We start from the raw sequence: 25,743 nt of genomic DNA, 5'->3' as shown, positions 1-25,743 counted from the left end.
GATGACAAGTTGGGCTAAGTTAAAAATCTATCCTTCAATTGAAACGAGCATGACAAGGTTTGTCACAAAAGAACATGTATAAAACCCAATCATGCGAGTTCCATCAGACCAATAACTTAGACTTATTTTATACGGATGAAAAATATTATTCGTAATTTGCAAGCATGGATTTAAAATTAGCAGTCCTCATTGACGGGGACAACATACCTTCGGGCTATATAAAAGAGATGATGGAAGAGATTGCCAAATACGGCAATCCTACCATCAAGCGGATTTATGGCGATTGGACCAAGCCAAATCTGGCGCGCTGGAAGAATATTCTCCTGGAAAATGCCATTATGCCCATTCAGCAATACGGGTATACCACGGGCAAGAATGCCACCGACTCGGCTATGATTATTGATGCGATGGACATTTTATATTCGGAACGGGTAAACGGGTTCTGCCTGGTTTCCAGCGATAGTGACTTTACACGGCTGGCTACACGCTTGCGGGAAGCCGGGATGATGGTGATAGGTATCGGCGAAAAGAAAACACCCGATCCCTTCATTGTATCCTGTGATAAGTTTGTTTACATCGAAATTTTGAAAAATGCCGGCGATGAGGATGATGGAGCGGAACAAGATAAAAAACCGGCCAAAAGTACCGTAGATAAAATCACACCCAAAGTGATCCGCCTCATTTCAAGCTCCATTGACGACATTGCCGACGATGACGGATGGGCTTTTCTGGGGGATGTAGGAAACCTGATTCAAAAGAAACAGCCCAATTTTGATTCGCGTAATTACGGATTTCAAAAACTCACACCACTTATAAAATCAATTAGTGATTTTGAAATTGAAAAGCGGGAAAATTCCAAAGGTCAGCTTAAGTTGATTTATGTACGGAAAAAGGAGAAACCAAAGAAGAGTACTAAGAAATAATTCCACTACCCCTTCAAAAAAAATTTCTGTGACATGAAACGCAAAAAACCGGATAGCAGATATACAGAATACAGCATAATAATTGGTTTTTATTGCAAGTCAAGAGTTTTTTATTAGGATGAAACGAGCATGACAAGGTTTGTTACAAAAGAACAAGTATAAGTTATTGCATGCGAATTTCATCCAACTTTAAAAATAAATTTTATAAGGATGACAAGTCTTGGATGGACAAGTGCAAAATGAGTTAGGTGGATTTTAAATCCGCACCAGCCGCATAAATTCAAATCTCACCGGCGGGATACTGAAAGGGGGTCCCAATAACGGAACCCCCAACCTTCAGCCACAAAGGCAAATTTTACAATCAGTTTACGGGATTAAACCCGGCTATTTCACTCCCCATGCAGTTTTTTCTTCTTCTCCAATAACTGATCCTTTGTCTCCTCGTGCTCAGGATCAGGAACAATACATTCTACAGGGCATACATCAATGCATTGAGGTTCATCATGAAACCCGACACACTCTGTACAACGGTCAGGATCGATCACAAAAATGCTGTCGCCTTCCGATATGGCATCGTTGGGACATTCAGCTTCGCATACGCCGCATGAAATACAATCCTCATTAATTAGTAAAGCCATAATACATATCCATTTAGTAAGTTGATAATTAAATGTCCGGCAACCTATCAACCGGGAAAATATTTTCCCGCTCAACAAAGGAACCCGGATTCAAATTCAAAAGCATTTTGAGAAAATTTGAGATGTTTTCTTTGTGAAGCAAAACTACTGAAATTAACATCGCAAAGATAACACAGGTTCAAACAAAAGCCAAAGTTATTTATATTTTTTAAATAATCCTTACTCGATAACTTTAAACATCCTCTTCAAACGATTCCCTTCGTTGTCAACAATGGTCAAAACATGTTTTCCGGGATCGGGGGCGCACACTATTTCGTGCGGTGCACTTGTCCGCCCAAGGTACTTATTATCCAGATGCCAGAAGACAGAAGCTCTGGCATTGGCATGCACCGCTTTAAAGATAATATCCTGTTTCTCTCCGTCCAGGTCGACGGGGCGGATAACCACTGCCCCGGGATTCGGATAGATGAATTCCATCGGGTTGTTTTCTTCATCAAAACAGCCTGGTTTTTTGGGCGGTAGAAAACGATAATCAGCATTTCGCCGACTATAATACCAACCCATAACCGGGGGAAGCACAAACCATGGCTCAGTAATAATCTCTCCGTCTGATTCGCACGAAATCCGGGTCCGAAAGTGACGGTCGGGTGTCAGATGCACCAGCCTGTGCCAGGGACAAACAGGTGGTGCTTTAACGCTGTTGGGGATGAGTAAAGTATCGGGATCGGGACAAAAAGTACCCGCCAGGTATCCGGAACTACTGCAAATCAGAGCTTCGGTCATGTCGTCGTATGGCGTCCCGAACCATTCCCCTTGAGGTAAGAGATCAAAAAGTTGAAACATCAGTGGTCCGGCAGTGGTTCCACCCAAAAGACCGGCTCTTCCTTCTCCGGAAGCATTCCCAACCCAAACAGCAACAACGTACCGACCATTAATCCCCAAACTCCAGGCATCACGAAAACCAAAACTGGTCCCTGTTTTCCAGGCAATGTTCTGTCCGGAAGTAAAGTTCTCCCAGCCTGACTCTTCAGGTGGCCTGGCGAGACTTCTCATCGCTTCAAATGCCCACCAGATGCCCCCGGCAGAAAACACAGGCGGATAATCGGTATAAGTGACTTCCTTCTTATTCGGAATTTCAAGAAACAATGAATGAAAATCGTTTGTCCGGTAACGGCTGCCTTCTTCTGTATAATGCCGTAAGGTTCTTCCCAGAGAAGCATAGCTGCAGGCCAGTTCCCAAAGGTTTACTTCTCCGCCACCTAAAATCAGGCTCAATCCGTAGTGATCAAAACTTTTGTTCAAAGAGGAAATTCCTGCATCGGACATTTTCTTCAGGAACCTGTCTCCGCCATACTGCTTAAGGAGTCTGACAAAAGGCACATTAAGGGATCGGGAAAGGGCGTCGTTTGCAGGCACTGCTCCGTCGAAGCGGGGATAAAAATTCTTTGGAGCATAGCTGCCATACTGAGTCGGTACATCGGGCAAAAGCGTTTCCGGAAGAATTAATCCGTCCTGAAGCGCTGCAATATAAAGGAAAGGCTTCAAAATACTACCAGAGCTTCTGTCTGCTCTCACCATATCCACCGAATGTCCTGCCTTTTTTTCCCCCGGCCGGCTGTTTCCAACATAAGCCAAAACGTAGCCTGTTTCCACGTCGGCGATTAAAGCTCCGGCATGACGAATATGATTGGCCGCCAATCTTTCTGAATGCCGCTGAAGGGCCCTGGAAGCCCTTCGTTGCAGATCATTGTCTATAGTGGTTACGATTCTGTGCCCGGGTCTGGTTTTCAGAAAATAGTCGATCAGATGAGGAGCATCGCCGGGTAGCTCACGCCGTCCACCGGGTAAAGGCTCGGCAATGGACAATCGTAGTTCAGTGGTGTCAATATGTCCCTTTTCGAATAGTTTTTGAAGCAACCGGTCCCGCTTTTCTTTTAGTCTATCCTGATTCAATCCGGGACGAAGCATCCCCGGTGAGTTGGGTAAAGCAGCAAGTAAGGCAGCTTCGGCCCATGTCAAATGGTCGGGAGGTCGCTCAAAATACTGCCAGGCTGCCGTTTCTAACCCCACTACATTGCCACCGAAGGGCGCATTGGCAGCATACATCAGTAATATTTCTTCTTTTGTTTTAGCCACTTCCAGGCGCAAAGCCCGGATCATTTCCCAAAGCTTGTTCTGCACGGTGCGGGGTGCATTTCCAGACATGCGGGCCACCTGCATAGTGATGGTACTGCCCCCGCTAACAATCTTTCCTGCTCTGATGTTTTGCTTCATTGCCCTCAAAATGGATGCAGGATTGATGCCTGGATGAAAATAGAAATATTCATCTTCAAAAAGGAGAAGGCATGTTTTATACTTTTCCGGAAGTTGCCGGGGTGCCGGGAATCGCCACTGCGCGTCATCTGCTATATGAGCCCCCAGAAGTGAACCGTCACCTGCCATAACAACGGTACAAAGAGATGAAGAAAAACGTGGAACGGGAACGAGAAGAAATAACCCAAACACCATCATCCCTGCGAGAAGAAAACGAAACATTCTTCGGGATAATATTATGCCTGATAATTTTCGTGGCGAAAATTGCATTAATATAAAATTAATCTAATGTATTGGCCGAATAGCCTGCCCCCGTTTATCGGAGAAATCCCGCATGCAAGAACTTATACATATCCTCGTTTTGGATTCCTAAAACAATGCAAGCAACTGGATAAAAATAATGAGCAACACCATTGCCACAGGATAAACCGTAGCGTAAGCAATGGCAGGCGCGTTGGTATCGGTCATTGAATCCACAGCAGCCAGGCCGGGCGTACTGGTCATGGACCCCGTAAGGCCGCCAAGCAAAGTCAGTATATTCATGTTTTTCATAAAATGAGATGCTACAACAGCCAGTATCATAGGAACTAAAGTAATAACGCCTCCTATCACGAAAAGCTGAGACCCATATTCCGCATAGGTGTCAACAAGTTGTGCTCCGGCCTTGGTACCAACCTCAACAAGGAAAAACATAAGGCCTATTTGTCGCAGTAATTGAGTCGCGGCACCCGACATACTCCAGATTACAGGGCCGGTGCGTCCAATACGGCTCAAAATCATGGCCACAACCAGTATTCCACCGGTGAGCCCCAGGTTAAAAGACATACCACCACCAAACGAAAGCGATAGTTCACCGAGCAAAATCCCAAGCACAATCCCGGCTGCAACAGGGAAAAAATCGGTATCGGAAAGCTTTTTGTCGTCATTCCCAAAGATACGAACCACCTGTTTCATGTTTTCCCGGCTGCAGGCAACCGTCAACTTATCGCCCATGTGAAGCCGCATGGATGGTGAGGGTGTAATGTCAATGCCGCTGCGCCTGAGCCGTGTCACTGTAGCCTGATAGTTGCTCCACAGGTTGAAAGTTCCCAATGGCTGGTTAACCGCTTCTTTATTGGTAACCAGAATCGACTGAACCTCATAGGATTTATGAAGCGGAATCTCCGCGTCGGTTTCATTTCCAATTAATAACCGGAATTTACTGAGTGCTTCGTCGGTACCCACAGCCTTTACGAGATCTCCTTTTAAAAGAACAGTTTCGGGAGAAGGAACCACTGCATCGCCTTCATGCATGATTCTTGAAATAACCGCCTTGGTCATTGACCTTATCTTCAGTTCGGATATCGATTTACCGATAACATTTTCATTTTCAACCCTGAAAGTTTTACTTTTTATCTCGGGATATCCCGATTCGTTCAGCTTCTCAAATTCCTTTTCGGCCTTCTTTAAATCTGCTTTAATAAGCTTAGGATAAAGCCTGACAAATAAAATAACACCGATAACACCAAACGGATAAGCAATTCCATAACCAATGGAAACGAGAGACGAACCCGTGGCATCAATGGCGGCTGCGAGTCCCGGTGTACTTGTAAGTGCTCCGGAAAGAAGTCCGATGGCAACCGGTGTCTCAATACCTGTCCACTTAAACGCAATCAATGTAATAATAGCCGCCGACCCGACAATTATGGTAGCCAAAATGGCAAGATTCCGTCCCTGCTTCCGGAACGATTCAAAAAATCCCGGACCCGCCTGCATACCAATGGTATAAATAAAAAGAACAAGCCCGAGCTTTCCGATAATCGGCGGCATTGTCATCCCATAGTGCCCGAATATAAGGGCAACAAAAATAATGGCAGAGATATCGAGAGAAATACCTTTTATTTTGATGCTTCCCAGGATGAAACCCAGGCAAATGATGACGAAAAGGCCAAAATACTCCGTTGTAAAAACTTCCATTGAATCAGATATTAGAATTAGAACCGTGGTACAAAGTTAGATGAAATGACTATTCAATTTTATGTACGAGGTTAAATAATATTAACGTCCAAAAAGTGACAGTAGATATAAGTTCATCCATACAAATTTTTCACCACGACTGCCCACGTCTGTCGATAAGAAGAATAGGCTGAAGCCTTTCAGTATCCATTCAACCTAAAAGTACACTCGTCAAATTGACTATTGCTATCAAAAGCCAGAACATAAGAATGAGTGCAGTCTAAAAAGCATCTTTGTTACCAAACTCATTGTTATTTTTGACTTTTTGTTGCACATTTGAATTTTAGAATTCAACTAAACGTGTGATTTTTAAACAGTGACCGTCTATAAAGGAAAGAAAAGGTGTACCAAATTATGTGTCTATCCAGAAAGTTTCATCAGTATATAATTTATTTATTAAGGTCGGATGGAACTCGCATGCAAGAACTTATACATATTCTTATTTTGTGGCAAACTTTGCCATGCTCGTTTCATTTACTAAAAGCTACAAAGTCCGAAAATACGGAGTTTACTTATCGTAAATGAGTAATCTTCGAACAAGTATAACACCGTAAATGGCACTTTATTAACAGACACTGAATCAAACAGTAGGATGAAAGGTTTTACTAAAGAACAGTTAATTGAAGACATAAAAAAACTTGGAATTGAACAGGGAAGCTTGCTTCACTTGAAGATTTCATTGAAATCCATTGGCTGGATTGATGGAGGAGCTTCTACCCTTGTTGATGCATTCCTTGATGTTGTAGGTCCCGGTGGAACAATTGTGGGCGATGGTATTGTTGATACTTACCCCTTACCCCTAAGTGAGACAAATGCTAAGAAAATAAGTAACGAAAAAAGTCCGGCAAATACAGGAGCTGTAGTAAATGCAATGATTCAACACCCAGGAATGGTCAGGAGTCAGCATCCGGTTCGGAAATTCGTTGCAATAGGCAAGCTGGCACACAATATTATCGATAATCACACATATAAAAGTTATGCAGATGCTGTTTTGGAGGATTTGGCTGCAAGGGGTGCATTAAATATTTCTGTAGGGAAAAATGTGAATTGGGGTACAACCATCCATGTTGCTCAAAAAAATGCAGGCCTGATTAAAAAGCCCGAGAAAAAAGGCATAAATTTTATTGATGAAAATGGCAATATCCAATTATGCAAAGTTAACTGGCAGGGCGGATGCACCAGAGGGTACAAAAAATTTCATCCTTTCTATCAAAACGCAGGAATCGTAACTGAAGGGAAAATAGGAAATGCAATCTGCCATGTTACACCGATGGACCAAACACTGAAAATTGACACTGAAATTATGAAAGAAAACCCCGATTTCTTTTTCTGTGACGATCCAACATGTAAAGATTGCAGACTTCACTGGGCTCATTCCAAAGGAAGTTGGCTCTCCGTTAAATGGCACTCTGCAATCAAAATATTAAAAGATAAACTACACTGAAACATGCTCTTATCTCCAAACAAAATATCTTATGTTTTAACTCATTTGGGACACCACATTCCCGAAATCGACCGTGACAATATTCTGGTTTTGAAAGAATCAGAATCAGTTCCTGAAAACACTTCAGGGAAACTGATATTTAGTTTGCGCGGAGCAAAAGAACCTGAGCCGGTTATGGTCACATGGAGAGGCAAAAAAATTCCTGTCTTGTTTGGACAGAGTCACAAAAGAGAAAGCGTATTTCAGATCGACCAAAAAGGGAACGTAATTTTTCACCACGATTTACTTTCTTCGGCATTCTACTTATTGTCCGGACAGCAAGAATACGAAGCAAACGAGACAGATCAATTCGGAAGATTTCCTTACAATTTATCAATCCAAAAAAAGCTGAATTGCGTACATCTCCCCCTTGTCAACTATTATTTCGAGATGATTCTCGAAGGATTGGAAGCACACGCACAACTGAACAACAGTAAAATCAGGCGTCGAAAACTCTTTGATAATTTCGGATTCTTTTTGAGTCATGATGTTGATCGTGTGGCTTTTTATCACCCATTTAATGTGCTCTATAAAATTAAACAAATCATTGGTTTAGCACCAGTCAATTACAGTAAAATTAAAGCCGCGAGGTTATTTTTCCAGGGCGTTTTTTACAACCTGAATCCTTTCAGAGGAGAAGACCCCTGGTGGAACTTTGACTGGATGATGAACCTTGAAAAACGCCTGGGTATTCGTTCAACCTTCTTCTTTTTAAAACAGGAAGACCGTTTTGACAATTCACTTTACAAATACCATTACAAAAAGATAAAAAACTTAATTACAAAAGTTTCGGAAGATGGATTTGAAGCAGGACTTCATGGAACAATGCGATCGGCTATCGATGCCAAAAACCTGCTCCAACAAAAGAGTGAATTCAGTCGGGTTACCGGCATCGAGCCGGTTGGAATTCGTCAGCACTATCTACGCTTTTCCATCCCATTGACATTTAAAAACCAGCAGGGGGCAGGTTTTAAGTATGATACATCGCTGGCGTTTGCCGAACATGATGGTTACAGGAACGGTTACTGTTGGCCGTTTCATCCCTTTGATTTTGAAAATGACAAAATGATGCCAATATGGGAAATTCCTCTTGTAATGATGGAAGTCTCCGTGTTAAACTACCGGAAAGCGGGCTTTACAGGATTGCAGGAAGCCGTGGCGCATTATACAGCAGAAGCTGAAAAATTCGGGGGCATTTTCAGTCTGCTTTGGCACAATTGCCGGTTAAGCGATATTGAAATACCCGGTGTGACTGAATTCTACGAACATCTACTTAAAGAAATAATGCAACACAAGCCCCAACCCGTGAGGGGCATAGATATTTACAGAAAAATTAACGCGCTATAGAGTATCCTGGCGGCAAGAAATTAAACAAGCGTTTTCAAAAGTTCTTTCATGCTCACCCGGTTGGTGATAATGTCGTAAAGGTCTGAAATTTTTACACGTTCCTGTTCCATGCTGTCGCGGTAGCGGATGGTGACTGTGTCATCTTCAAGTGTTTGGTGATCCACGGTGATACAGTAAGGTGTTCCAATGGCATCCTGACGGCGATAACGTTTCCCGATGGAATCTTTCTCTTCGTAACGACAATTAAAATCGAACTTAAACTCGTCCACTATCCTGAGTGCTTTTTCGGGCAGTCCGTCTTTACGCACGAGGGGCAAAACGGCGAGCTTAACAGGAGCAAGTACGGGCGGAAGTTTCAATACCACCCGTGTATCACCGGGCTGACCATCCTTGCCAGGGACTTCTTCTTCGGTATAGGCGCCCGCCAAAATACTCAGAAACATCCGGTCAACACCGATAGAGGTTTCGATGACATAAGGGATATAACTTTTATTCAGTTCCGGGTCGTAATACTGCATCTTCTTGCCCGAGTATTTCTGATGCTGCGACAAATCGAAATCGGTACGTGAATGAATGCCCTCTACTTCCTTAAAGCCAAACGGCATTTCAAATTCCACATCGGTAGCAGCATTGGCATAATGCGCCAGCTTATCGTGGTCGTGAAAGCGGTACTTTTCTTCTCCCATTCCAAGTGCCTTGTGCCACTTCATGCGCACCTGCTTCCAGTAGTTGAACCATTCCATTTCCTCGCCCGGCCTGACAAAAAATTGCATCTCCATCTGCTCAAATTCGCGCATGCGAAAAATGAACTGACGCGCCACAATTTCGTTGCGGAATGCCTTTCCAATCTGGGCAATTCCAAACGGTAGTTTCATCCGCCCGGTCTTCTGCACATTCAGGAAATTGACAAAAATACCCTGTGCCGTTTCGGGACGAAGATAAATTTTGGAAGCACCTTCGGCTGTAGACCCCACTTCGGTAGAGAACATCAAATTAAACTGACGCACCTCCGTCCAGTTTTTAGAACCTGAAACCGGACAAGCCACATCATAATCGAGGATGATCTGACGCAACTCCTGAAGATCATTTTCATTGAGGGCTTTTACAAATCTTCCGTGTATTTCGTCAAGCCTGGCCTGATTTGCTTTTACACGCGGGTTGGTTTCCCTGAATTTGGCTTCATCAAAATCGTCACCAAATTTTTTACGCGCCTTTTCTATCTCTTTATTAATTTTACCTTCGTATTTGGCCATCAGCTCCTCGATCAGTACATCTGCCCTGTATCTTTTTTTGCTGTCCTTATTGTCGATAAGCGGATCGTTGAAAGCATCGACATGGCCGGAAGCTTTCCATATAGTGGGATGCATAAATATAGCAGAGTCGAGTCCCACAACATTTTCATGAAGCAGCACCATGGAATCCCACCAGTATTTTTTGATGTTGTTTTTGAGCTCCACCCCGTTCTGTCCGTAGTCGTAAACGGCACCTAAACCGTCGTATATCTCACTGGAAGGAAACACAAAACCATACTCCTTGCAATGGGCTACCAATTTCTTAAACACGTCTTCCTGGGCCATAAAATGATGTTTTATTTTTTATTGTCCAATTCACTCTTTGTAAAGTGCACAAAAATAAGGGAAAAAATGTTTATCGCGAATAATTTTGGGGAAATCAATTCAGACATTAGCCGGTAAGGCATATATAAGTGCAGTATAAAAAGCCTTCAAACTGCTGATTTTTACCCCTGACCCCTAAAGGGGAACTGCTAAAAATCAGCAGTTTGAAAAAGTCCCCTTTAGGGGATTTAGGGGTCAAAAGGCTTTTTAAACTGCACTTATAAATGTATGACACCTTCGGCGTCGATTTCTTTATGTCTCAAACAATTATAAATATAGAGCCTTTCAGGCTCCGTTCTACTCAAGAAAAACAATATAATCCCGAAAAGTCGGTCAAAATATTAAGGAGTAAGCTCATTTATAGAAAATTAAACATTAACTTATTCCTTTGGGTTACCGGTAAACGAAATGATCGGTTTTGTAAAATAATTGTTTTTCTTCCAGAACCTCAGTAAAAAGTCAATATTCTCCAGATACAATTTTCCTTTTTCTTCTGCAAAAAAAGGTAATTCCGATTTATAGTTGTCAACACAAAACATAGCCAGCTCCTTAGATATTTCTTCAGACATGAATAACTCCAAAAGATTCCCTGTACATTCAGCTTCATCATAAAAAGGATTGTCGGGAGAAGGGAATGCACTGTTAACATTGAATGCCACCTCCTCCCCGCCTTTAGGATTAAAAGTAACCGGGCGACCCACTCTTTACCACTAAGCGCCAGGAGCCTTGTTCGCGCTTCAGGCAACAGATGATCCCTGTTCCCGCTTAAAAATGACAACACATAATCAACCTTCCCGTACTTATCTGTTACCGGCTAACATCGGTTCGTCGCGATAACCATGACGACCAAAAATAAGATTTAACCCAAACCGGAAACTCAGGTCTTTCTGCTTATAAAACATGGGAAATGAATCGCCATCGTCGAACGAAACATCGGCATAACTCGTTGGTATATAGTCGGCCGCGAAATATAGCTGTAGCGGGCCTAAAAGGAATGATGTTCCCATACCTACTCCGTTTCCGCCATTAAGACTTACGCCGTAGTTCAGGTTAAGTGCAACGAAATTATAAGGCTGTAAATTGGCGGAAAGATTAAAGTCCTGACGAAAATTATTCTTCTGAAAAACACTTCTCGACAAGAGTCCGAATGTAACAGCCGGTGTCAGCCGATAAGACCCCCCGACATAAAGTAACGGGGATAACGGCACACTAAACTTTTCATGCTTCACATCATACTCAATAATCGTTTTGATTGAATCGGCAATATCTTCAAAGGCCTGTTCGATCTCGTCCTCATCCGACCCTTCCACATTTATTCCTTCGAAGGAGTAGGTTCCGTTAAAGGAGAGGCTGTTCAAATCATCTTTAAACCTGACATATCCTAAATTGGTAATGGCTGCAGAAAAAGTCAATTGCTCATCATACCTGTAGACAGCGCCTAAATCAAAGGCCATACCACCATTGCTTAACGACTTAAAATAATCGGTTTTTTCGTCATCCGAAAGATCACGGGTATCTATGGACTCCGGAAAATCACCGGGAGCTCCTTCCTGAACATCAATCGGCGCTGAAGAATAGACCATACCGGAAACCATCATATCCCACTGTGTCCGGGAGGTGTTCAGCTGAAATCGATCGATGTCGGTAACACCGCCAACGATTCCGAAAAGTGGCTTAAACTTGAGCCCGAAGGTGAACTTATCGTTCCATTCCCGACTGTACCCGAAAGCCAGTTCGTGATATAGAGCCTGTTTTATGCGGGTTGAAGAAAAATCGAAACTTTCACCATCCGGAAAACCCAATTCTGCAATTTTAAATAAATCGGACGGCAACCCGGTTTGCATTACACTCCTAACTCCGAGTGAAAAAGTAAAATAATCTCTTCCGGAGCGAAATCCGATCCCCAAAATATCGACATCGCCATACTGGTTAATATTGGCGACTTCTCCGATGGTCCCGTAAAAATCGGAATAGTCGAAACGCTCGCTCAGCGGCGTGATCCACTCGTTACCTGCTTCCTGGAAAGCATCGTCAAAGGCCATATCACTCTGAAAAAGAGTATTGACCGAAGGCAAAGAAAAAAAAGCGTTGGCACGGGGTTGCATGGCAGGATTGATCTGGTGAGACTGAGGTATGGTTTCCATAAAATAAAGCCCCATCGGGCTTTGCCCTTTTGCGGAATACAGAAGAACCAAAGCAACAGAAACGGCAAGTATATATTTTGTGATGTTCATCTCTAACAGCTATTTTCGGATAATACAATGAATTTTAGAAGGAAGGAATTCTACCCCGCCCTTCAAAAGAAACAACCGCTCTGAAGTCCATATCATCATATATTTTGATATATCCCTGCTCTTCAGAGGTTTTATATTTTGTCTGAATAACTATTTCCATGGCATTCCTGTCGAAATACTCATTGATTTGTTCTCCCGAAATGCTGTCGGAAAACGCCGTATGGGCAGGCTCTTCCAGATCGGGATTGCCTGCTGCAATAACATTCGTCTCACTTGTAAGCAGATCACTAATTTTATTACCTTGTGCATCAATGACCCATGCGCTGGCTACAATATCGACAGGTATTCTGCTGTAAAAATCAAACCAGACTATGAATTCTTCAATTTCGCGCACGTCTTCTTCATCGTCGCCAACGATATCATGAATGTCAAAGTCGATCGTATCTTTACGACTGTAATCACTGGTTTTGAACCACACGGGGAATATTACATTCATTTTACCCCTGAGAATATTATCAGGCCCCATGAAATTTTTAACGCCTGTTTCTCCGGCCGGATTGGAAGATGAAGTGACATCAAAAACCATCCGGGCCGGATAGCTGTTTACAATATCAACTATATTTTCAGAGTTATCACGGTTGATGTCGAACGTTGTGACCGAATTTCCGACAGGATTGCCGTTAACAGCAGGTTCCAGGAAAAGATCGATGTAGGGGTTGTTGTTAACTGTCAAAACGCCGCATGGCTGGTCGTCCTGCTTAAAGAATTCCATGTTTTCCACCCTTACATTAAAAGGAACTCCTATTCCACTTGTTACCTCGAGGTTTAAGTTTAAATCAAAAAATTCTATTTCGTCAATAACATCGAGCTCATCGAAAAAATCAAAGCTAAGCTCCTGATCCTGCTTTGACGCAGTTTGTTGGCCAAAATAGCCAAAAGTTAACCCCGGCGTCATACCTGTCAGAGCAAAATCCAACTCCACATCGCCAAGATCGGCATTTTGCAAGTCAACTGTGGTTATTACGGAAAGATAACTTGAATCCTGTGCCTGCGAATGCGAAGGTATGACTTTCATACCCGAAAGGTTTTCATAAATATTGAACACATTGTTGAAACCATACGCAACGAATGAATATTCAAGAGGCTGCCCGTTATTCAACACTTCAGGGATGGTTAACGAAACATTACCGGTCGTTCCGTCTGGGATGCTCAGTTCCGCATTTAAAACACCATCATCCATGAAAATAGTATCGTAACGAACATCATCGCGCATATTAAGTTTTACCTTTTCCTTAAAATCCCCGGCAGCTTCGCCTTGCAATCCCGGTGACAGCAAAAGGTCGAGCGGAGAAAAATACCAGGTTTCTCCGAAGTCGTTCAACGTCACAAGTGTTTCCCATTCAATATCAACTTCCTGGTCATATCTGGCATTGACCAGCCCCTCTTCGTCCACGAAGACATGTTCGTTATCAATATCCTCAAGCAAATCGGAAATTTTATAGGTTAATTCACCGGCAGGCGCAGCAATCTCTACCTGGCGATTATCGTTTAAGGTATCGGTATTCACCCATATATCATCGTCTTTACATCCCCATAGCACCAGCAAAAGGGAGAAAAACAAAATTTTTATCAGTCCGTGGTGAGTCTTCATAACGTCAAAATTTATCATCAACTTTAATTTATTACTTCTATTTCCACTCTTCGGTTTTGTGCCCTTCCCTCAGCAGTAGTATTGGGAGCAATCGGCCTGTCAAAACCATAGCCCTCATATTCAATACGATCGGGTGCAATACCCTGAGATTCCAGGTAACGTTTCACGGTCAATGCCCGGGCTCTTGACAAGCGTTTGTTCAGCGATGCCGATCCCGTATTGTCGGTGTGTCCTGAAACCTCTATTCTCACAGAGGGATTCTCCCTGAGCAGGCGAACAAGTCTGTTGAGTGGTCCGTACGACTCGGCCCGCAAGGTAGCTTTGCCCGTGGTAAACAGAATGTTCTCCACCACAATGCTTGCACCTTTCGACATGGGCTGAAGCTCAATATTCCAAACTTTCAGCGTAGTATCCGGATGGAACTGAAGCGGCATATTTTTGAAAAAATAGCCGTCGGCATTAACCTCAACGAGGAAGGGCCCCCGCTCATAAACGGTCAGTGAATACTTGCCCGTAACCGAATCGGCATAACAAACCTCAAATGCATCATCTTCTCCCGGGCGGAATACTGCCAGCTCAGCCGGTATAATATTGCCGGAATTCTCTTCGGTGACTTTCCCGGACAAGGTATAGGCAATGACGCTCTTTTCGAGTACTATATTTTTCACCTCTTCCTGCCCAATTGTTTTTTCCAGTAATAATTCGGACGAATAGCTGTAATAATTTTCTGCTGACACCGTCATTTCAACATTTATTTTGTCCTCAAAGGTAATGGCGTACTTTCCGGTTTCAGGTTCGGAGAAAATGCGGTGTATGAGAGAGTCCGTTTCGAGATCAGCAAAAAAGATTTCAGCATTCACAGGTTCTCCGGTATCTTTATCGGTTATAATTCCTTTTACCGTGTACGGATGTTTTAATTTCTCCATCTCAAAATTAAGGATTACCGTGTCGTGTCTTCTTTCGGGTAGAGGAACCCGGGCAGATTGCATCTTATAGGCTACGGAAGCCGCCTGTAAAATATAACCGGCTGTATCTTCAAGGGAAATGAAAAATTCACCGGTAACAGAATCATTCTCTCCTGAGAAAATCTGTTCATTCCTTACTGTATTTACCAGTGACAACTGCGCAAAGACAGGCTCCCGGGTTTGCCCGTCAACGATTTTCCCACCGATGTAAAACGGAACACGCAGGTCTCTCTTAATCTTATATAAATCCAGCCCCCCATAACCACCGGGTCGTGAGGAAGAAAGAAACACCACCAGTGAATCGGAAGCGGATGGATGGTAAAACAGGTCATCGTGAGGACTGTTGTATGGCTGTCCGATATTCACAGGCTCAGTCCATTCTCCGTTCTCGTTTTTTTCGGTTTTAAATATGTCAAAACTGCCCAATCCCGGGTGTCCGTTCGATGCAAAAAAAAGTGTCTGCCCGTCGGGAGTGACATAAACCGCTTCTTCATCCAGCGGTGTATTTATTTCGGGACCAATATTTTGAGGCCGTGTAAAACGATCATTTCTTTTCCGGGTAGTGACCCAAATATCTTTGCCCCCTACTCCGCCCCATCTGTCGGAAACAAAAAACACAGTGCCGCCTTTGGCTTCGGTGAGGGTAGTCTCTTTGGATGTTTTTTTATCAATCCGGTGCCTGACAGCAAACGGGCGTGCTGTCTTTTCTTCGGTGATATCCGCTAATCTGATCTGTCCGCTGCGTTTTTTCCCCTTGTACACAAACAAAAAGTTCTGTTCGGGTGAAATGCCTGCGACAGCTGTATTAAACCTGTTGTTTAACCCGGGAACCTCGATCCCTTCGGATACCATTCCTTCGGTATAGGCTGCCACCAGAACACGTTCTTCAAAGTTTTCACGGCTTTGCGGCTCTTCGGACAATCGATCCGGTCTTTTTGAGGTGTAAAATATTCTTTCATGCCTGCTGTTTTCAACTGCAGCATAATCATCGAAATAACTGTTTACCGCAGGCCCCATATTAATAACAAACGCCGGAATTGAGTCAGCAGCATTATTCATTCCATATTCACACTCCCTGATCAATTGATTGTAACGGGTTCTGAAAATTTTTTTCTCACGTTCTGATAAAGTATCATTGTATTTTTCGAAAGCTGCCTTTGCACGATCATAATCAAGAGCTGCCTGATAAGCATACCCGAGTTGGAGGTAATAATCGCGGGCAACATCCGGCAGACTCTTCAATAAATACCTCACTGCCTCATCGGAATGTCCTCCCAAAAGTGCGCTGACGCCCATTTTATAGTTAAGAGGAACAACCTCATCGGTAATGGCGTAAAGTTGTTTAAAAGCCCTGTAACTGCCTTCGTAGTATCCCCGTTGATAATATTTTTCCGCTTCGTTGAATTTCTCAACAATAAATTCTTCTCCAAGATATTCGGAACGGGAGATGATTTCACTAACATCGATTTTGGGATTTTCCTGTGAAAAAGAAAAAGGAAAGCAGACCATTAACAGGAAAAAAGAGACGAAAAAAGCCGGTTTCGCCGATGTCCACGTGGAAAATGCCGGAAGCCTGTAAATATGGCTAATTAAGAAGAGGCTTCTACTTAAAAGTATTTTCATATTTTTTAAGTTTGGGAATATTGCAAATCTATTTTCTACAGACTCTTACTGGCTGTTTCTTGTTGTACTGAAGTGCTTGTGTTTCTCCCCTGGTAACCGATGCAAGATACGAGAACATGTGAAAATAATTCATGAGTACGGTCTTTTGCTTCTTTCGCTCATGAGAAAAAAATAATGAACCCAAATGTTAAAAGTTCCAATTCAAAAAGAAAAATTTTGACCCTAATGCGTTGTACGACAGAAAAGAAAAAAAGTTTATTCTTTTGCTGTTTCATAAAAAACCCGGGATATCCATTTAGATACCCCGGCATTTTGAGTTCATTCCTAAAAGTCTCTTTCATCTAACTCAAGATACAATTATTGAGTGAGTACGGTCGAAAAAGCATCTAAATTTATTACTTCTGCCCGGGGGTCACTTTCACCCTGCTCTCTGATTCTGATCGATGAAGAGCGAAGAAACCCCAAAACAGTAATTCCCGATATTTCTACCGGTGAAGCCGGTCACCGGCATGGCTTAAAACAGTGCCGCTCAAAATGCCCCGGTATTGAGCTTCGTCATTTAAAACTTCAAGCGCTTTTTTGAGAACCTTATCGTGCTTCAAAGCATATTTAATGGCGCCTTCCTGATAATAGTAACGTTTCATGAGCTCATTGCCCAGAAGGTCATCCACCTCATCACGGAATGTTTTTAAGTCAAACGAAACATCCACATCGAGTTTCTCTTCCAGTGCTTTAAATTCGTTCAGATGGATGTCATAATATCCCTCTTCTTTGGCTGCCTCAACCAATTTTCTGAAACGTTCGCGACTGGCAGAAGTATATTTAAAATCATCAAGGGAGGTCACAAAATCAGTAAAGTCGCTATATAAATCATCCGACACCACAAACGTTTCCGGTTTTGCAACGGAAACATTTTCAGAAACAAAGGCATTTGCATATTTGAAAATGGTTTGCTGTGCCATCAGGGCATAAGCAATATTACTGAGGGTATCGCGGGGCACCAACACATCGGGAGAAATTCCGCCACCGTCATATACCGTACGCCCGTTATCGGTCTGGAATTCCGAGACAAGTGAGTCGGGGACGTATCCCACACTTCCGTCTTCATTTCGATGCGAATAATCCAGCGCCTGGATACACCGCCCGCTGGGGATGTAATATTTTGCGGTTGTTACTTTCAACTTAGCATTATATGGAAGGTTTCGGGTGGTCTGAACCAGTCCTTTACCGAAAGACCGGTTTCCGACAATCACTCCCCGGTCATGGTCCTGGATAGCGCCGGCCACAATTTCGGAAGCCGATGCAGAGCCTCTGTTTATCATTATAGAGAGGGGAATAAGTGTATCGACAGGGGCTTTTGTGGCACTGTAAACTTTGTCCCATTGTTTAATTTTCCCTTTGGTGCTGACAATTTCCGAACCCCTTGGAACAAACAGGTTGGCAACCTTAACTGCCTCATCTAACAAACCGCCGGGGTTACCTCTTAAATCAAGAATAATTTTCTCAGCCCCCTGCTTTTTTAAATCGTTAAGCGCTTTTTCCACTTCACGGGAACAATTATGGGTGAAGTTATTCAGCACAATAATGCCGGTGTTGTTTTCTACCAGACCATAGTAAGGCACCGGATTTATCTGGATATTCTCCCTGATGATGCTAATTTCGAGTGGTTTCTCTTCTCCGTAACGTTGAACAACTACTTTCACCTCGGTATTAGCCGGGCCTTTTAGTTTGTTACTCACCTCTTCTGTGCTTTTGCCCTTCATATCAACGCCATCGATTGAAAGGATTTTGTCGCCCGCTTTGAGTCCGGCTTCATCGGCCGGAAAGCCCTTGTAAGGTTCGGAAATACAAACATAGTCATCCAGGCGGGTAATGAGTGCACCGATACCTGCATATTCGCCGGTGGTCATAAAATTAAAATCATCCATCTCGGTTTCGGAAATGTAGGTAGTATAAGGGTCCAACGACTCAAGCATGGCTTCTATGGCTGTTTCAATCAGTTCTTCCGGGTCTGTTTCATCCACGTAATAAGTGTTCAGTTCACGAAAGAGTGAATAAAAAATATCAAGGTTTTTTACAATGGAAAAATTCCTCTCTTCATTATTTGCAGATACAAATCCCAGAGAAATAATTAAACCAATCGCTATCCCGGTGGTCCATCCCAGCCACTTTTTTCCTCTTAATTTCTTCATTGTTACTATTTATTGTTGTATAATTAATGTTTTCCAGAAAATCAAGGGCTGCTGAAACCAGCCTGCCAAGGATTATCACAATAAAATATGTATAAGTCCTTGCATTCGAGTTTCATTCAATCAATGACTCAGACAAATTTTATATTGATAATCCTCATTAACAATAAGTTATCTCAGACACAAAAACTCAATACGCCTTGATTTTGACAAAAAACGTCCTTCTTTATTATATTGCTTTTTTTATTAGATATTCCGTGTAACACGAAAATCATACTCCCTTCATCGAATAAAACACAAATCATGCCATGCCGGATGCTTCTCTTCAACAAATATCAAGACTTTCTAAACCAGCCGGGTTTATATTTCCACAGCAGGAAAGCGGCAAAAAGAAGGATTAATAGGCCTCCCAAAATGGCAAGGGTATTGGCCACATGGACTGATGACGGTTCAAAACGAAATTCAACCGTATGCTCCCCATCGGGGATCATTAAAGCCCGAAGGATATAATTCACTCTTTTTATTTCAGTTTTCTCTCCGTCGATGTAAGCATTCCATCCGGCAGGATAATAAATTTCACTGAACACTGCCACTTTCTTCCCGGGAGATGTTACTTTGTAGGTCAGCTTATCGGGTGCATAAGATATTAACTCAATGTTCCCGCCTTCTCTGTCATTCTGATACGAGTTCCAGGAATTATCGAGCCGGTCCTGTCTGATGACAGCTGTTTTCTGCAAATCCACATTTTTCAGGCCGGATATCTCTTCTTCGGCTGAAGTCACAACTTTGACGTTATCAACAAACCAGGCATCCCCGTAATTATGGATGTTCTCAACGGGCTCTTGTCCCGGATGATAAACAACATACTTTGTATTGAGCATATTCAAAACCGGCATCCCGGCCAAGAGGTCCAACGCCTCGTCTCCCGAACCGCCGTTTCTGAAATGTCCCATGAGCAAACGCCAGTTGTTTTGAAGATAATAATCAATGATGTCCTGATATATCCGTAGTTTAGCGCCATGATACCCGCCTATTGACTTATGAAAATAGGATGTATTAACCTCGGTAAAAGGATTGCGGTAAATGGTAAAAACCCGGAAGTTGGGATCATCGTCCTGCAAAATAAATGCATCGGCTTTTGTCTCCTCAAACCGGCTGGCACTCTGCCTGGGCGCTTCAAAGTCGTCGCTGTTCAAATATCGTTTGTCAACACCCCATAAATCAATAAGTACCAGCAAGACTAATCCCGGAAGAATGTATTTCTTCGAAACACGATTGGTCGTGTACAACCAAAGAGAGCCGCTCCCGAGTAAAATGAAAAAGAATGACCTTAACGCATCGTTTTTCAGTAAAACCATGCGTGCCTGTTTCATGTTCATAATCACCTGATCAATCAGGGCAGCCTGATCGGGCATATTTTGCTTTTGCTGTGCAAGGGCAGTTGCTTCTTCCCGGCTCATGAAGCTGAAAAACAAATCGGGAAATAAGTACAAGATCAATGCAACGCCACCGGTAAGCCCGAAAGCAGCAAGAAACTTACCGCTCTGTTCGCGAATATATGCAGGATTATCAATGATCTTTTTTAAACCTGTCATCCCTAAAAGAGGGATCGTGACCGTTGCAATCACCAACGTCATTTCAACAGTCCGGAATTTATTATAGAGTGGGAAATGGTCGAACATAAAATAGTTAAACCATTCCAGGTTTTCCCCCCATGCCAGGATAATGGAAAGTATCGTTGCGGCAACCAACCACCATTTTTCACGTCCTTTGTAGAAAAACAATGAGAGAACAAAGAAAAAACAAACCAGCGCACCCACATAAACCGGGCCTGAGGTAAAGGGCTTGCTTCCCCAGTATTGCGATTGTTGTCCTACAATTTCTCTCAGCCTGTTGTCCACCTCTTCCATTGCCCGTGGATTTCTTGACAAAGGTTCGGAAGCACCCCCCATTACATTGGGAATCATGAGCGTCAGCGTTTCAGCTTTTCCGTAACTCCAGGCAAAAGCATAATCACGGTCGAGGCCGGTATCCTGTTCTCCCTCTTTCGTGGAAGACTCCAATTCGGAAGGCCCCCTGATACTAAATTTTCCGTATTCGTATGTGGGCAAAAGGTGTGGCAAGTTTGGCAAAACCGCCAAAAGTGCGGCTCCAACCAGGATTGCAGCTCTGATTAGAAAATCCCTGATTTGACCATCTTTCCAGGCATAGATGAAACGACTGAGCATCAAAACCAAAACAAGAATAAAAAGATAGTAAGTAATCTGCACATGATTGTAGGCAAGATGCAGACCCAGGGTGAAGGCAGTAAAAAATGCCCCCTTCCATTTATTGCTGTTGAGTGTATACAGAATACCGGCAATTACCGGAGCCATCAGTGCAATGGCATAAGCCTTGGTGATGTGCCCGGCAATAATAATGATAATGTTATAGGACCCGAATCCGAAAGCTATTGCTCCCAGAACGGATAATAGCTTCCCCATTTTCATGCTTCGAAGAAGGACATAAAAGCCCAGAAGGTAAAGAAACAAAATGGCAACCGTAGAGTAAGGCAATCCAAGACGCACAATTCGGTTGATATAGCTGAAAATGTTGGCCGAAGAGTCGCCTTTAATCTGATAGGCCGGCATACCGCCAAACATAGAGTTGGTCCAGAATGAATGTTCGCCGGTAGCCTCTTCATGTTCCACAAGTTCCCGAGACATCCCGATGGCATGAATATTATCCATTTGGGGCAACTCATATCCCTTCAGGACGGGACTGAAGTAAACGAAACTCAGAATAACAAACAAAACAATGGTGCCGGCAAAACTGAAAGTTGGTCTAAGCTTTTGAATTTCCATCGTAACAATACTTTGTGATTTCGGGTCGGAAATATACATAAAGTTTACGAAGCAGCCTTCCTATCGGCTGAAACTTTAATTATGCATTTTCGTATATACTTTTAATATAGAAAATCTTTGCTCAATGTTCGTAATCCTGATTCAATACCGCAGCTCTGATGCCCGAATCAACGCCGTTAAACAACAACATAAATCCTTCCTTAAAGAACAAACGGAAGAGGGCAATATTATCACCTCAGGCCCACGAACCCCCAATACCGGCGAAGTAATTATATCCTGCCTGCAAGATATTGAGAGTCTGCATGCGTTACTGAATCAGGACCCTTTTTACAAAAAACGAATCGGCCAATATCAAATTATTGAATTTTCCCCCGATAACAATTGTGAGCAAATTGAAGATCTGCTGACTTTTTATGATGAAAAGGATTAATGATGCTTTTTATGCCGCACTCATACTCAAAAAATTCTCAAATATCGTTGCAATGCCGTATGCGAAAGCGGGTATATCCATATACCGGGACATCCTGAATAACAAAGTCATCAACTCTTGCCTGTGGTGGCCCCTGCCTGCATGCCATTAAAAAACGTTCCAATGGCTCTTCATCTCCTTCTGCATCAATCTCCACATTCCCTCCCGGCATATTCTTTACATATCCGTTAATCCCAAAGCGAAGTGCATTATCCTGTACAAAATAGCGAAATCCTACGCCTTGTACTCTGCCACTTATTATTACTCTGACCCGCTTCATTTGTTTCAGCTTTATTGTTTACCGCATTTGTTTAACAAACATCCTGTATTTGTAAATATTCAACAACCAAATGCTGACAAACCCTCTGGCAAGTAAAATTCTTATCACCGGATGGACCATTCCGAGAACCGGAATAAATAAACATCGCATCCATCTGTTGCCATAGTAAAACCGCAATAATTTATTATCGTTTATATAATTTTGATCATAACCGGTTATTTCCAATGTTCTCTTCAGATTGAAAAGGCTCTGATTAACCTTGCTCAAAAATTCCTGGTTGGTTTCCAGTTCCCCGTTCATAACAGGATTGTCTATATGAACAATGTTGATGTTATTCTTCTTCAGGTTGAACCCAAAAAGTGTATCCTCATGTCCATATCCCGATAAACTTTCATCAAAAGGAAATTTAACCAATAATTGACGACTGATCAAAAAATTATTGCTCATAAAAGAACGATTCGGAAATCGTCTTCGTTCCTTTGCCGTAAAGCTTTCTTTCAAAATTCCGTATCGCCATCGCAAACGGCGATTTCGTCCCGGCTTTTCATCCGGATAAATCTTGCCCCCGCAAATCACCACGTCAGCATAATCGGATGGAATGGCCGATAAATAATTCTCCAAGAAATCGTTTGAAATAATTTGTGCATCACAATCCAGAAACAACAAATAGTTATACACAGCATATTTTAAAAACAGGTTCCTGATCCGGGCTCTTCCTATATTGGGATATAACTCAATATATCGTCCAAATTTATGAACTTCCTGGTTTATTTTCCTGAAATGTTCATCGGATCCGTCATCAATAAAAACCAGTTCCACCGGGACAGCCAACTGCCCGGCCTGTTTGTAAAGAAGATGCGCGAGGCTTCGCACATCAGCATTATATACAGGAACGCATACAGAAATCATTCGAAAGGTTAACGTTTGTGCAGACCGCATTCCTTACTTTCGGGATTTTCCCACCACCATCGACCGGCTCGTACATCTTCCCATGGCTCAATAGCCCGTGTACAGGGCAGGCAACCAATGCTGGGATATCCTTTATCGTGAAGCGGATTATAAGGAACCTTGTTTTCTTTAATATAGTTCCACACCTCGGACTCGGACCAACGGGCCAAAGGGTTAACTTTAATAAGCCCGTTGTTATCGTCCCACTCAACAACCTGAATATTCTGGCGTGTCACCGATTGTCCGGCACGCAGCCCGCAAATCCAGGCGTCAAGAGTTTTAAAAACACGTTTTAACGGTTCTATCTTTCGGATATGGCAACAACGCTTACGATTTTCAATGCTTTCGTAAAAAAGATTGATTCCTTTGGCGTTGACCATTTCTTCCACCTGTTTGTAATCGGGGAACAGCACTTCAATCTTGATATTGTATTTTTTATTGGTACGGTCAATCAGGTCGTAAGTTTCCGGAAATAATCTCCCGGTATCCAGCGTGAAGATGCGGGCATCCGGTTTAATTTTCAGTACCATATCAGTCAGCACCTGGTCTTCGGCCCCCATACTTGACGAGAGTGCTACCCTGTCTCCATATTCATTAAGGAACCAGGTAAGCACTTCCGCGGGGTCTTTCTCCGGAAATCGTTTATTCAGTTCTTCAATTTTAGATTTATTCATCAGTTCAGTATAAATTTAGTCTAAGTTATTGGCCGAATAGCCTGTTCCGATTTATCAAAAGGACTCACATGCTCATATATTCTTGTCATTGAGTCATTGGAACAACGATATCCCTTATCAAGTTTGCTTTATCTTATATCTGATAATGAGCCACTCCTAACCTGGACAAGCCAGAGCGAAAAATAACTAAAAAGCTATAGTCATAATTTGTCGGATTAGCTAATTGCTACGCAATTATTTTTTGTCGTCATCGACACGTCTGGAAGGAGTTCGAGAACACCTTAAAAAATCAATTATGATGTTGTCAATGACACAAATGATTGTCGCATCAAAGATGCGACTAAATTCGCGTTAATTCGCGCAAATTCAGTGATCCAAAGTACAAATGGCGCAGCCATTTATAAATATTTTGCCAAAACATACAACAAAATTAGAGATAAGGTACTAAATATATTTTTTAGACCGCACTCATCAGACCTTTTCGGTATTCTATTGATCACCGAAACAAACACCCATGTGACGTGCCTTGTTCACCAGTCCGTTTTCGGGTTCGACCAGCCTCAGACGACCGCCAACTTCTTCCAGCGGGATACTGATGATCTCATTCCCACGTATGGCAACCATTTGTCCAAAATTTCCTTCGTAGATCATTTGAGCAGCATAAGCACCATAACGGGTAGCAAGAATCCGGTCGGCCGGTGTCGGACTTCCTCCTCTCTGAATATAACCGAGAACCGTTTCTCTTGTTTCGAGACCGGTCAATTTTCGTATTTTCTTGGCAATAAACGCGCCTGCGTTTTTTTTCTTTTTGCCGGTTTTAATTCCTTCACCGACAACAACAATAGAATAAGGCTTCTTTTTTCGGCTGCGTTCAATGAGGCAGTTGGCAACAACGTTCATGTCATATTCCAGTTCGGGTATAAGAATAACATCTCCACCTCCTGCAATTCCTGAGTGAAGGGCGATCCATCCGGCATGGTGTCCCATCACCTCTATCACCATAACACGTTTGTGTGAATTGGCCGTGGTATGAAGCCGGTCGATGGCCTCGGTGGCAATATGCAGTGCCGTATCGAATCCGAAAGTAACATCGGTCCCCCATACATCGTTATCGATGGTTTTGGGAATTCCAACCACATTAAGTCCTTCGCGACTGAGAAGGTTAGCTGTTTCCTGGGTACCGTTGCCACCAATACAAACCAATGCATCCAGGCCGAGTTCTTTATAGTTTTGCTTAATAAGCTGCGGTTTATCAGAGACAATGTCTCCTTCCTGTTGCTTAAAAGGTTTCATTCTGGAAGTTCCCAGGATGGTTCCTCCCAGTGTGAGAATACCTGACAAAAGCTGTTCATTCAGCGGAATAACATCTTTCTCCAGCAGGCCGGTAAAACCATTGGCGATGCCAATCACCTCCATCCCGTATTCAACAATAGCTGTTTTGCCGATGCCCCTGATGGTGGCATTGATACCGGGACAATCGCCTCCGGCAGAAAGAATCCCTATTTTCATTTTTTTATTTCCCATGTTAAGCGCTGTTTGTTCTCAGTAAATA

19 protein-coding genes are annotated in these 25,743 nt (G+C 42.9%); 4 read left to right on the top strand and 15 right to left on the bottom strand.

Annotation, left to right across the window (positions count from 1 at the left end; translation table 11 throughout):
* Window positions 1–164: 164 nt before the first annotated feature.
* Window positions 165–923, top strand: a complete 759-nt coding sequence (locus ATH1_RS0106465; RefSeq protein ID WP_010419151.1) for an NYN domain-containing protein — start codon at window positions 165–167, stop codon at window positions 921–923.
* Window positions 924–1,312: 389 nt separating this feature from the next.
* On the opposite strand, the gene ATH1_RS0106460 is transcribed toward ATH1_RS0106465, so the two are convergent.
* The 3 genes from ATH1_RS0106460 to ATH1_RS0106445 form a co-directional block, all read right to left on the bottom strand.
* Window positions 1,313–1,561 (bottom strand): YfhL family 4Fe-4S dicluster ferredoxin, encoded by a 249-nt coding sequence (locus ATH1_RS0106460; RefSeq protein ID WP_010419148.1) that lies wholly within the window; start codon window positions 1,559–1,561, stop codon window positions 1,313–1,315.
* 219 nt (window positions 1,562–1,780) lie between these two features.
* Complete coding sequence (pbpC, locus tag ATH1_RS0106450; protein ID WP_245531728.1) at window positions 1,781–4,144, bottom strand: penicillin-binding protein 1C; 2,364 nt, start codon at window positions 4,142–4,144, stop codon at window positions 1,781–1,783.
* A 99-nt stretch (window positions 4,145–4,243) separates the two neighbouring features.
* Window positions 4,244–5,830 carry an aspartate:alanine exchanger family transporter gene (locus ATH1_RS0106445; protein ID WP_010419144.1) on the bottom strand — a complete coding sequence of 529 codons (1,587 nt, stop codon included), beginning with the start codon at window positions 5,828–5,830 and terminating at the stop codon, window positions 4,244–4,246.
* Window positions 5,831–6,461: 631 nt separating this feature from the next.
* Here ATH1_RS0106445 and ATH1_RS0106440 point away from each other — a divergent pair.
* Complete coding sequence (locus ATH1_RS0106440; RefSeq protein WP_010419141.1) at window positions 6,462–7,313, top strand: AAC(3) family N-acetyltransferase; 852 nt, start codon at window positions 6,462–6,464, stop codon at window positions 7,311–7,313.
* Window positions 7,314–7,316: 3 nt separating this feature from the next.
* Window positions 7,317–8,699, top strand: coding sequence for a polysaccharide deacetylase family protein (locus ATH1_RS0106435; RefSeq protein WP_010419139.1), 1,383 nt, complete (start codon window positions 7,317–7,319; stop codon window positions 8,697–8,699).
* A gap of 20 nt (window positions 8,700–8,719) precedes the next feature.
* Here ATH1_RS0106435 and ATH1_RS0106430 read toward each other — a convergent pair whose 3' ends face one another.
* The 8 genes from ATH1_RS0106430 to ATH1_RS0106395 form a co-directional block, all read right to left on the bottom strand.
* Window positions 8,720–10,276, bottom strand: coding sequence for a glycine--tRNA ligase (locus ATH1_RS0106430; protein ID WP_010419138.1), 1,557 nt, complete (start codon window positions 10,274–10,276; stop codon window positions 8,720–8,722).
* Window positions 10,277–10,382: 106 nt separating this feature from the next.
* Complete coding sequence (locus ATH1_RS22570) at window positions 10,383–10,571, bottom strand: hypothetical protein (RefSeq protein ID WP_085930710.1); 189 nt, start codon at window positions 10,569–10,571, stop codon at window positions 10,383–10,385.
* Between the two features lie 124 nt (window positions 10,572–10,695).
* Window positions 10,696–10,974: a hypothetical protein gene (locus tag ATH1_RS0106425; protein WP_211208075.1), complete on the bottom strand. Its 279-nt coding sequence runs from the start codon at window positions 10,972–10,974 to the stop codon at window positions 10,696–10,698.
* Window positions 10,975–11,115: 141 nt separating this feature from the next.
* Window positions 11,116–12,549 carry a DUF5723 family protein gene (locus tag ATH1_RS0106420; protein WP_010419132.1) on the bottom strand — a complete coding sequence of 478 codons (1,434 nt, stop codon included), beginning with the start codon at window positions 12,547–12,549 and terminating at the stop codon, window positions 11,116–11,118.
* A 34-nt stretch (window positions 12,550–12,583) separates the two neighbouring features.
* Window positions 12,584–14,200, bottom strand: a complete 1,617-nt coding sequence (locus ATH1_RS0106415; RefSeq protein WP_245531727.1) for a hypothetical protein — start codon at window positions 14,198–14,200, stop codon at window positions 12,584–12,586.
* Window positions 14,201–14,223: 23 nt separating this feature from the next.
* Complete coding sequence (locus ATH1_RS0106410) at window positions 14,224–16,788, bottom strand: OmpA family protein (protein ID WP_010419126.1); 2,565 nt, start codon at window positions 16,786–16,788, stop codon at window positions 14,224–14,226.
* A gap of 485 nt (window positions 16,789–17,273) precedes the next feature.
* Window positions 17,274–18,980: a S41 family peptidase gene (locus ATH1_RS0106400; RefSeq protein ID WP_010419122.1), complete on the bottom strand. Its 1,707-nt coding sequence runs from the start codon at window positions 18,978–18,980 to the stop codon at window positions 17,274–17,276.
* 332 nt (window positions 18,981–19,312) lie between these two features.
* Entirely contained in the window at window positions 19,313–21,820 is a 2,508-nt protein-coding gene (locus ATH1_RS0106395) for a YfhO family protein (protein WP_010419118.1), read from the bottom strand.
* Between the two features lie 124 nt (window positions 21,821–21,944).
* Between ATH1_RS0106395 and ATH1_RS0106390 the strand changes: the two genes are divergently transcribed.
* Complete coding sequence (locus ATH1_RS0106390) at window positions 21,945–22,250, top strand: YciI family protein (RefSeq protein ID WP_010419116.1); 306 nt, start codon at window positions 21,945–21,947, stop codon at window positions 22,248–22,250.
* Window positions 22,251–22,287: 37 nt separating this feature from the next.
* Here ATH1_RS0106390 and ATH1_RS0106385 read toward each other — a convergent pair whose 3' ends face one another.
* The 4 genes from ATH1_RS0106385 to ATH1_RS0106370 form a co-directional block, all read right to left on the bottom strand.
* Window positions 22,288–22,569, bottom strand: coding sequence for an acylphosphatase (locus ATH1_RS0106385; protein WP_010419114.1), 282 nt, complete (start codon window positions 22,567–22,569; stop codon window positions 22,288–22,290).
* An 18-nt stretch (window positions 22,570–22,587) separates the two neighbouring features.
* The gene (locus ATH1_RS0106380; RefSeq protein ID WP_010419111.1) at window positions 22,588–23,478 is read right to left on the bottom strand and encodes a glycosyltransferase family 2 protein; all 891 of its coding nucleotides are present in this window, start codon (window positions 23,476–23,478) and stop codon (window positions 22,588–22,590) included.
* Window positions 23,479–23,486: 8 nt separating this feature from the next.
* Complete coding sequence (locus ATH1_RS0106375; protein ID WP_010419109.1) at window positions 23,487–24,191, bottom strand: phosphoadenylyl-sulfate reductase; 705 nt, start codon at window positions 24,189–24,191, stop codon at window positions 23,487–23,489.
* A 489-nt stretch (window positions 24,192–24,680) separates the two neighbouring features.
* Window positions 24,681–25,715, bottom strand: a complete 1,035-nt coding sequence (locus tag ATH1_RS0106370) for an ATP-dependent 6-phosphofructokinase (RefSeq protein WP_245531726.1) — start codon at window positions 25,713–25,715, stop codon at window positions 24,681–24,683.
* Between the last annotated feature and the right edge of the window lie 28 nt (window positions 25,716–25,743).

It is taken from the genome of Anaerophaga thermohalophila DSM 12881 (assembly GCF_000191885.1).
Taxonomy (GTDB): Bacteria; Bacteroidota; Bacteroidia; order Bacteroidales; family Marinilabiliaceae; genus Anaerophaga; species Anaerophaga thermohalophila.
Note: the sequence above shows the minus strand (reverse complement) of the source record. Positions and strands in the feature narration are given on the sequence as shown.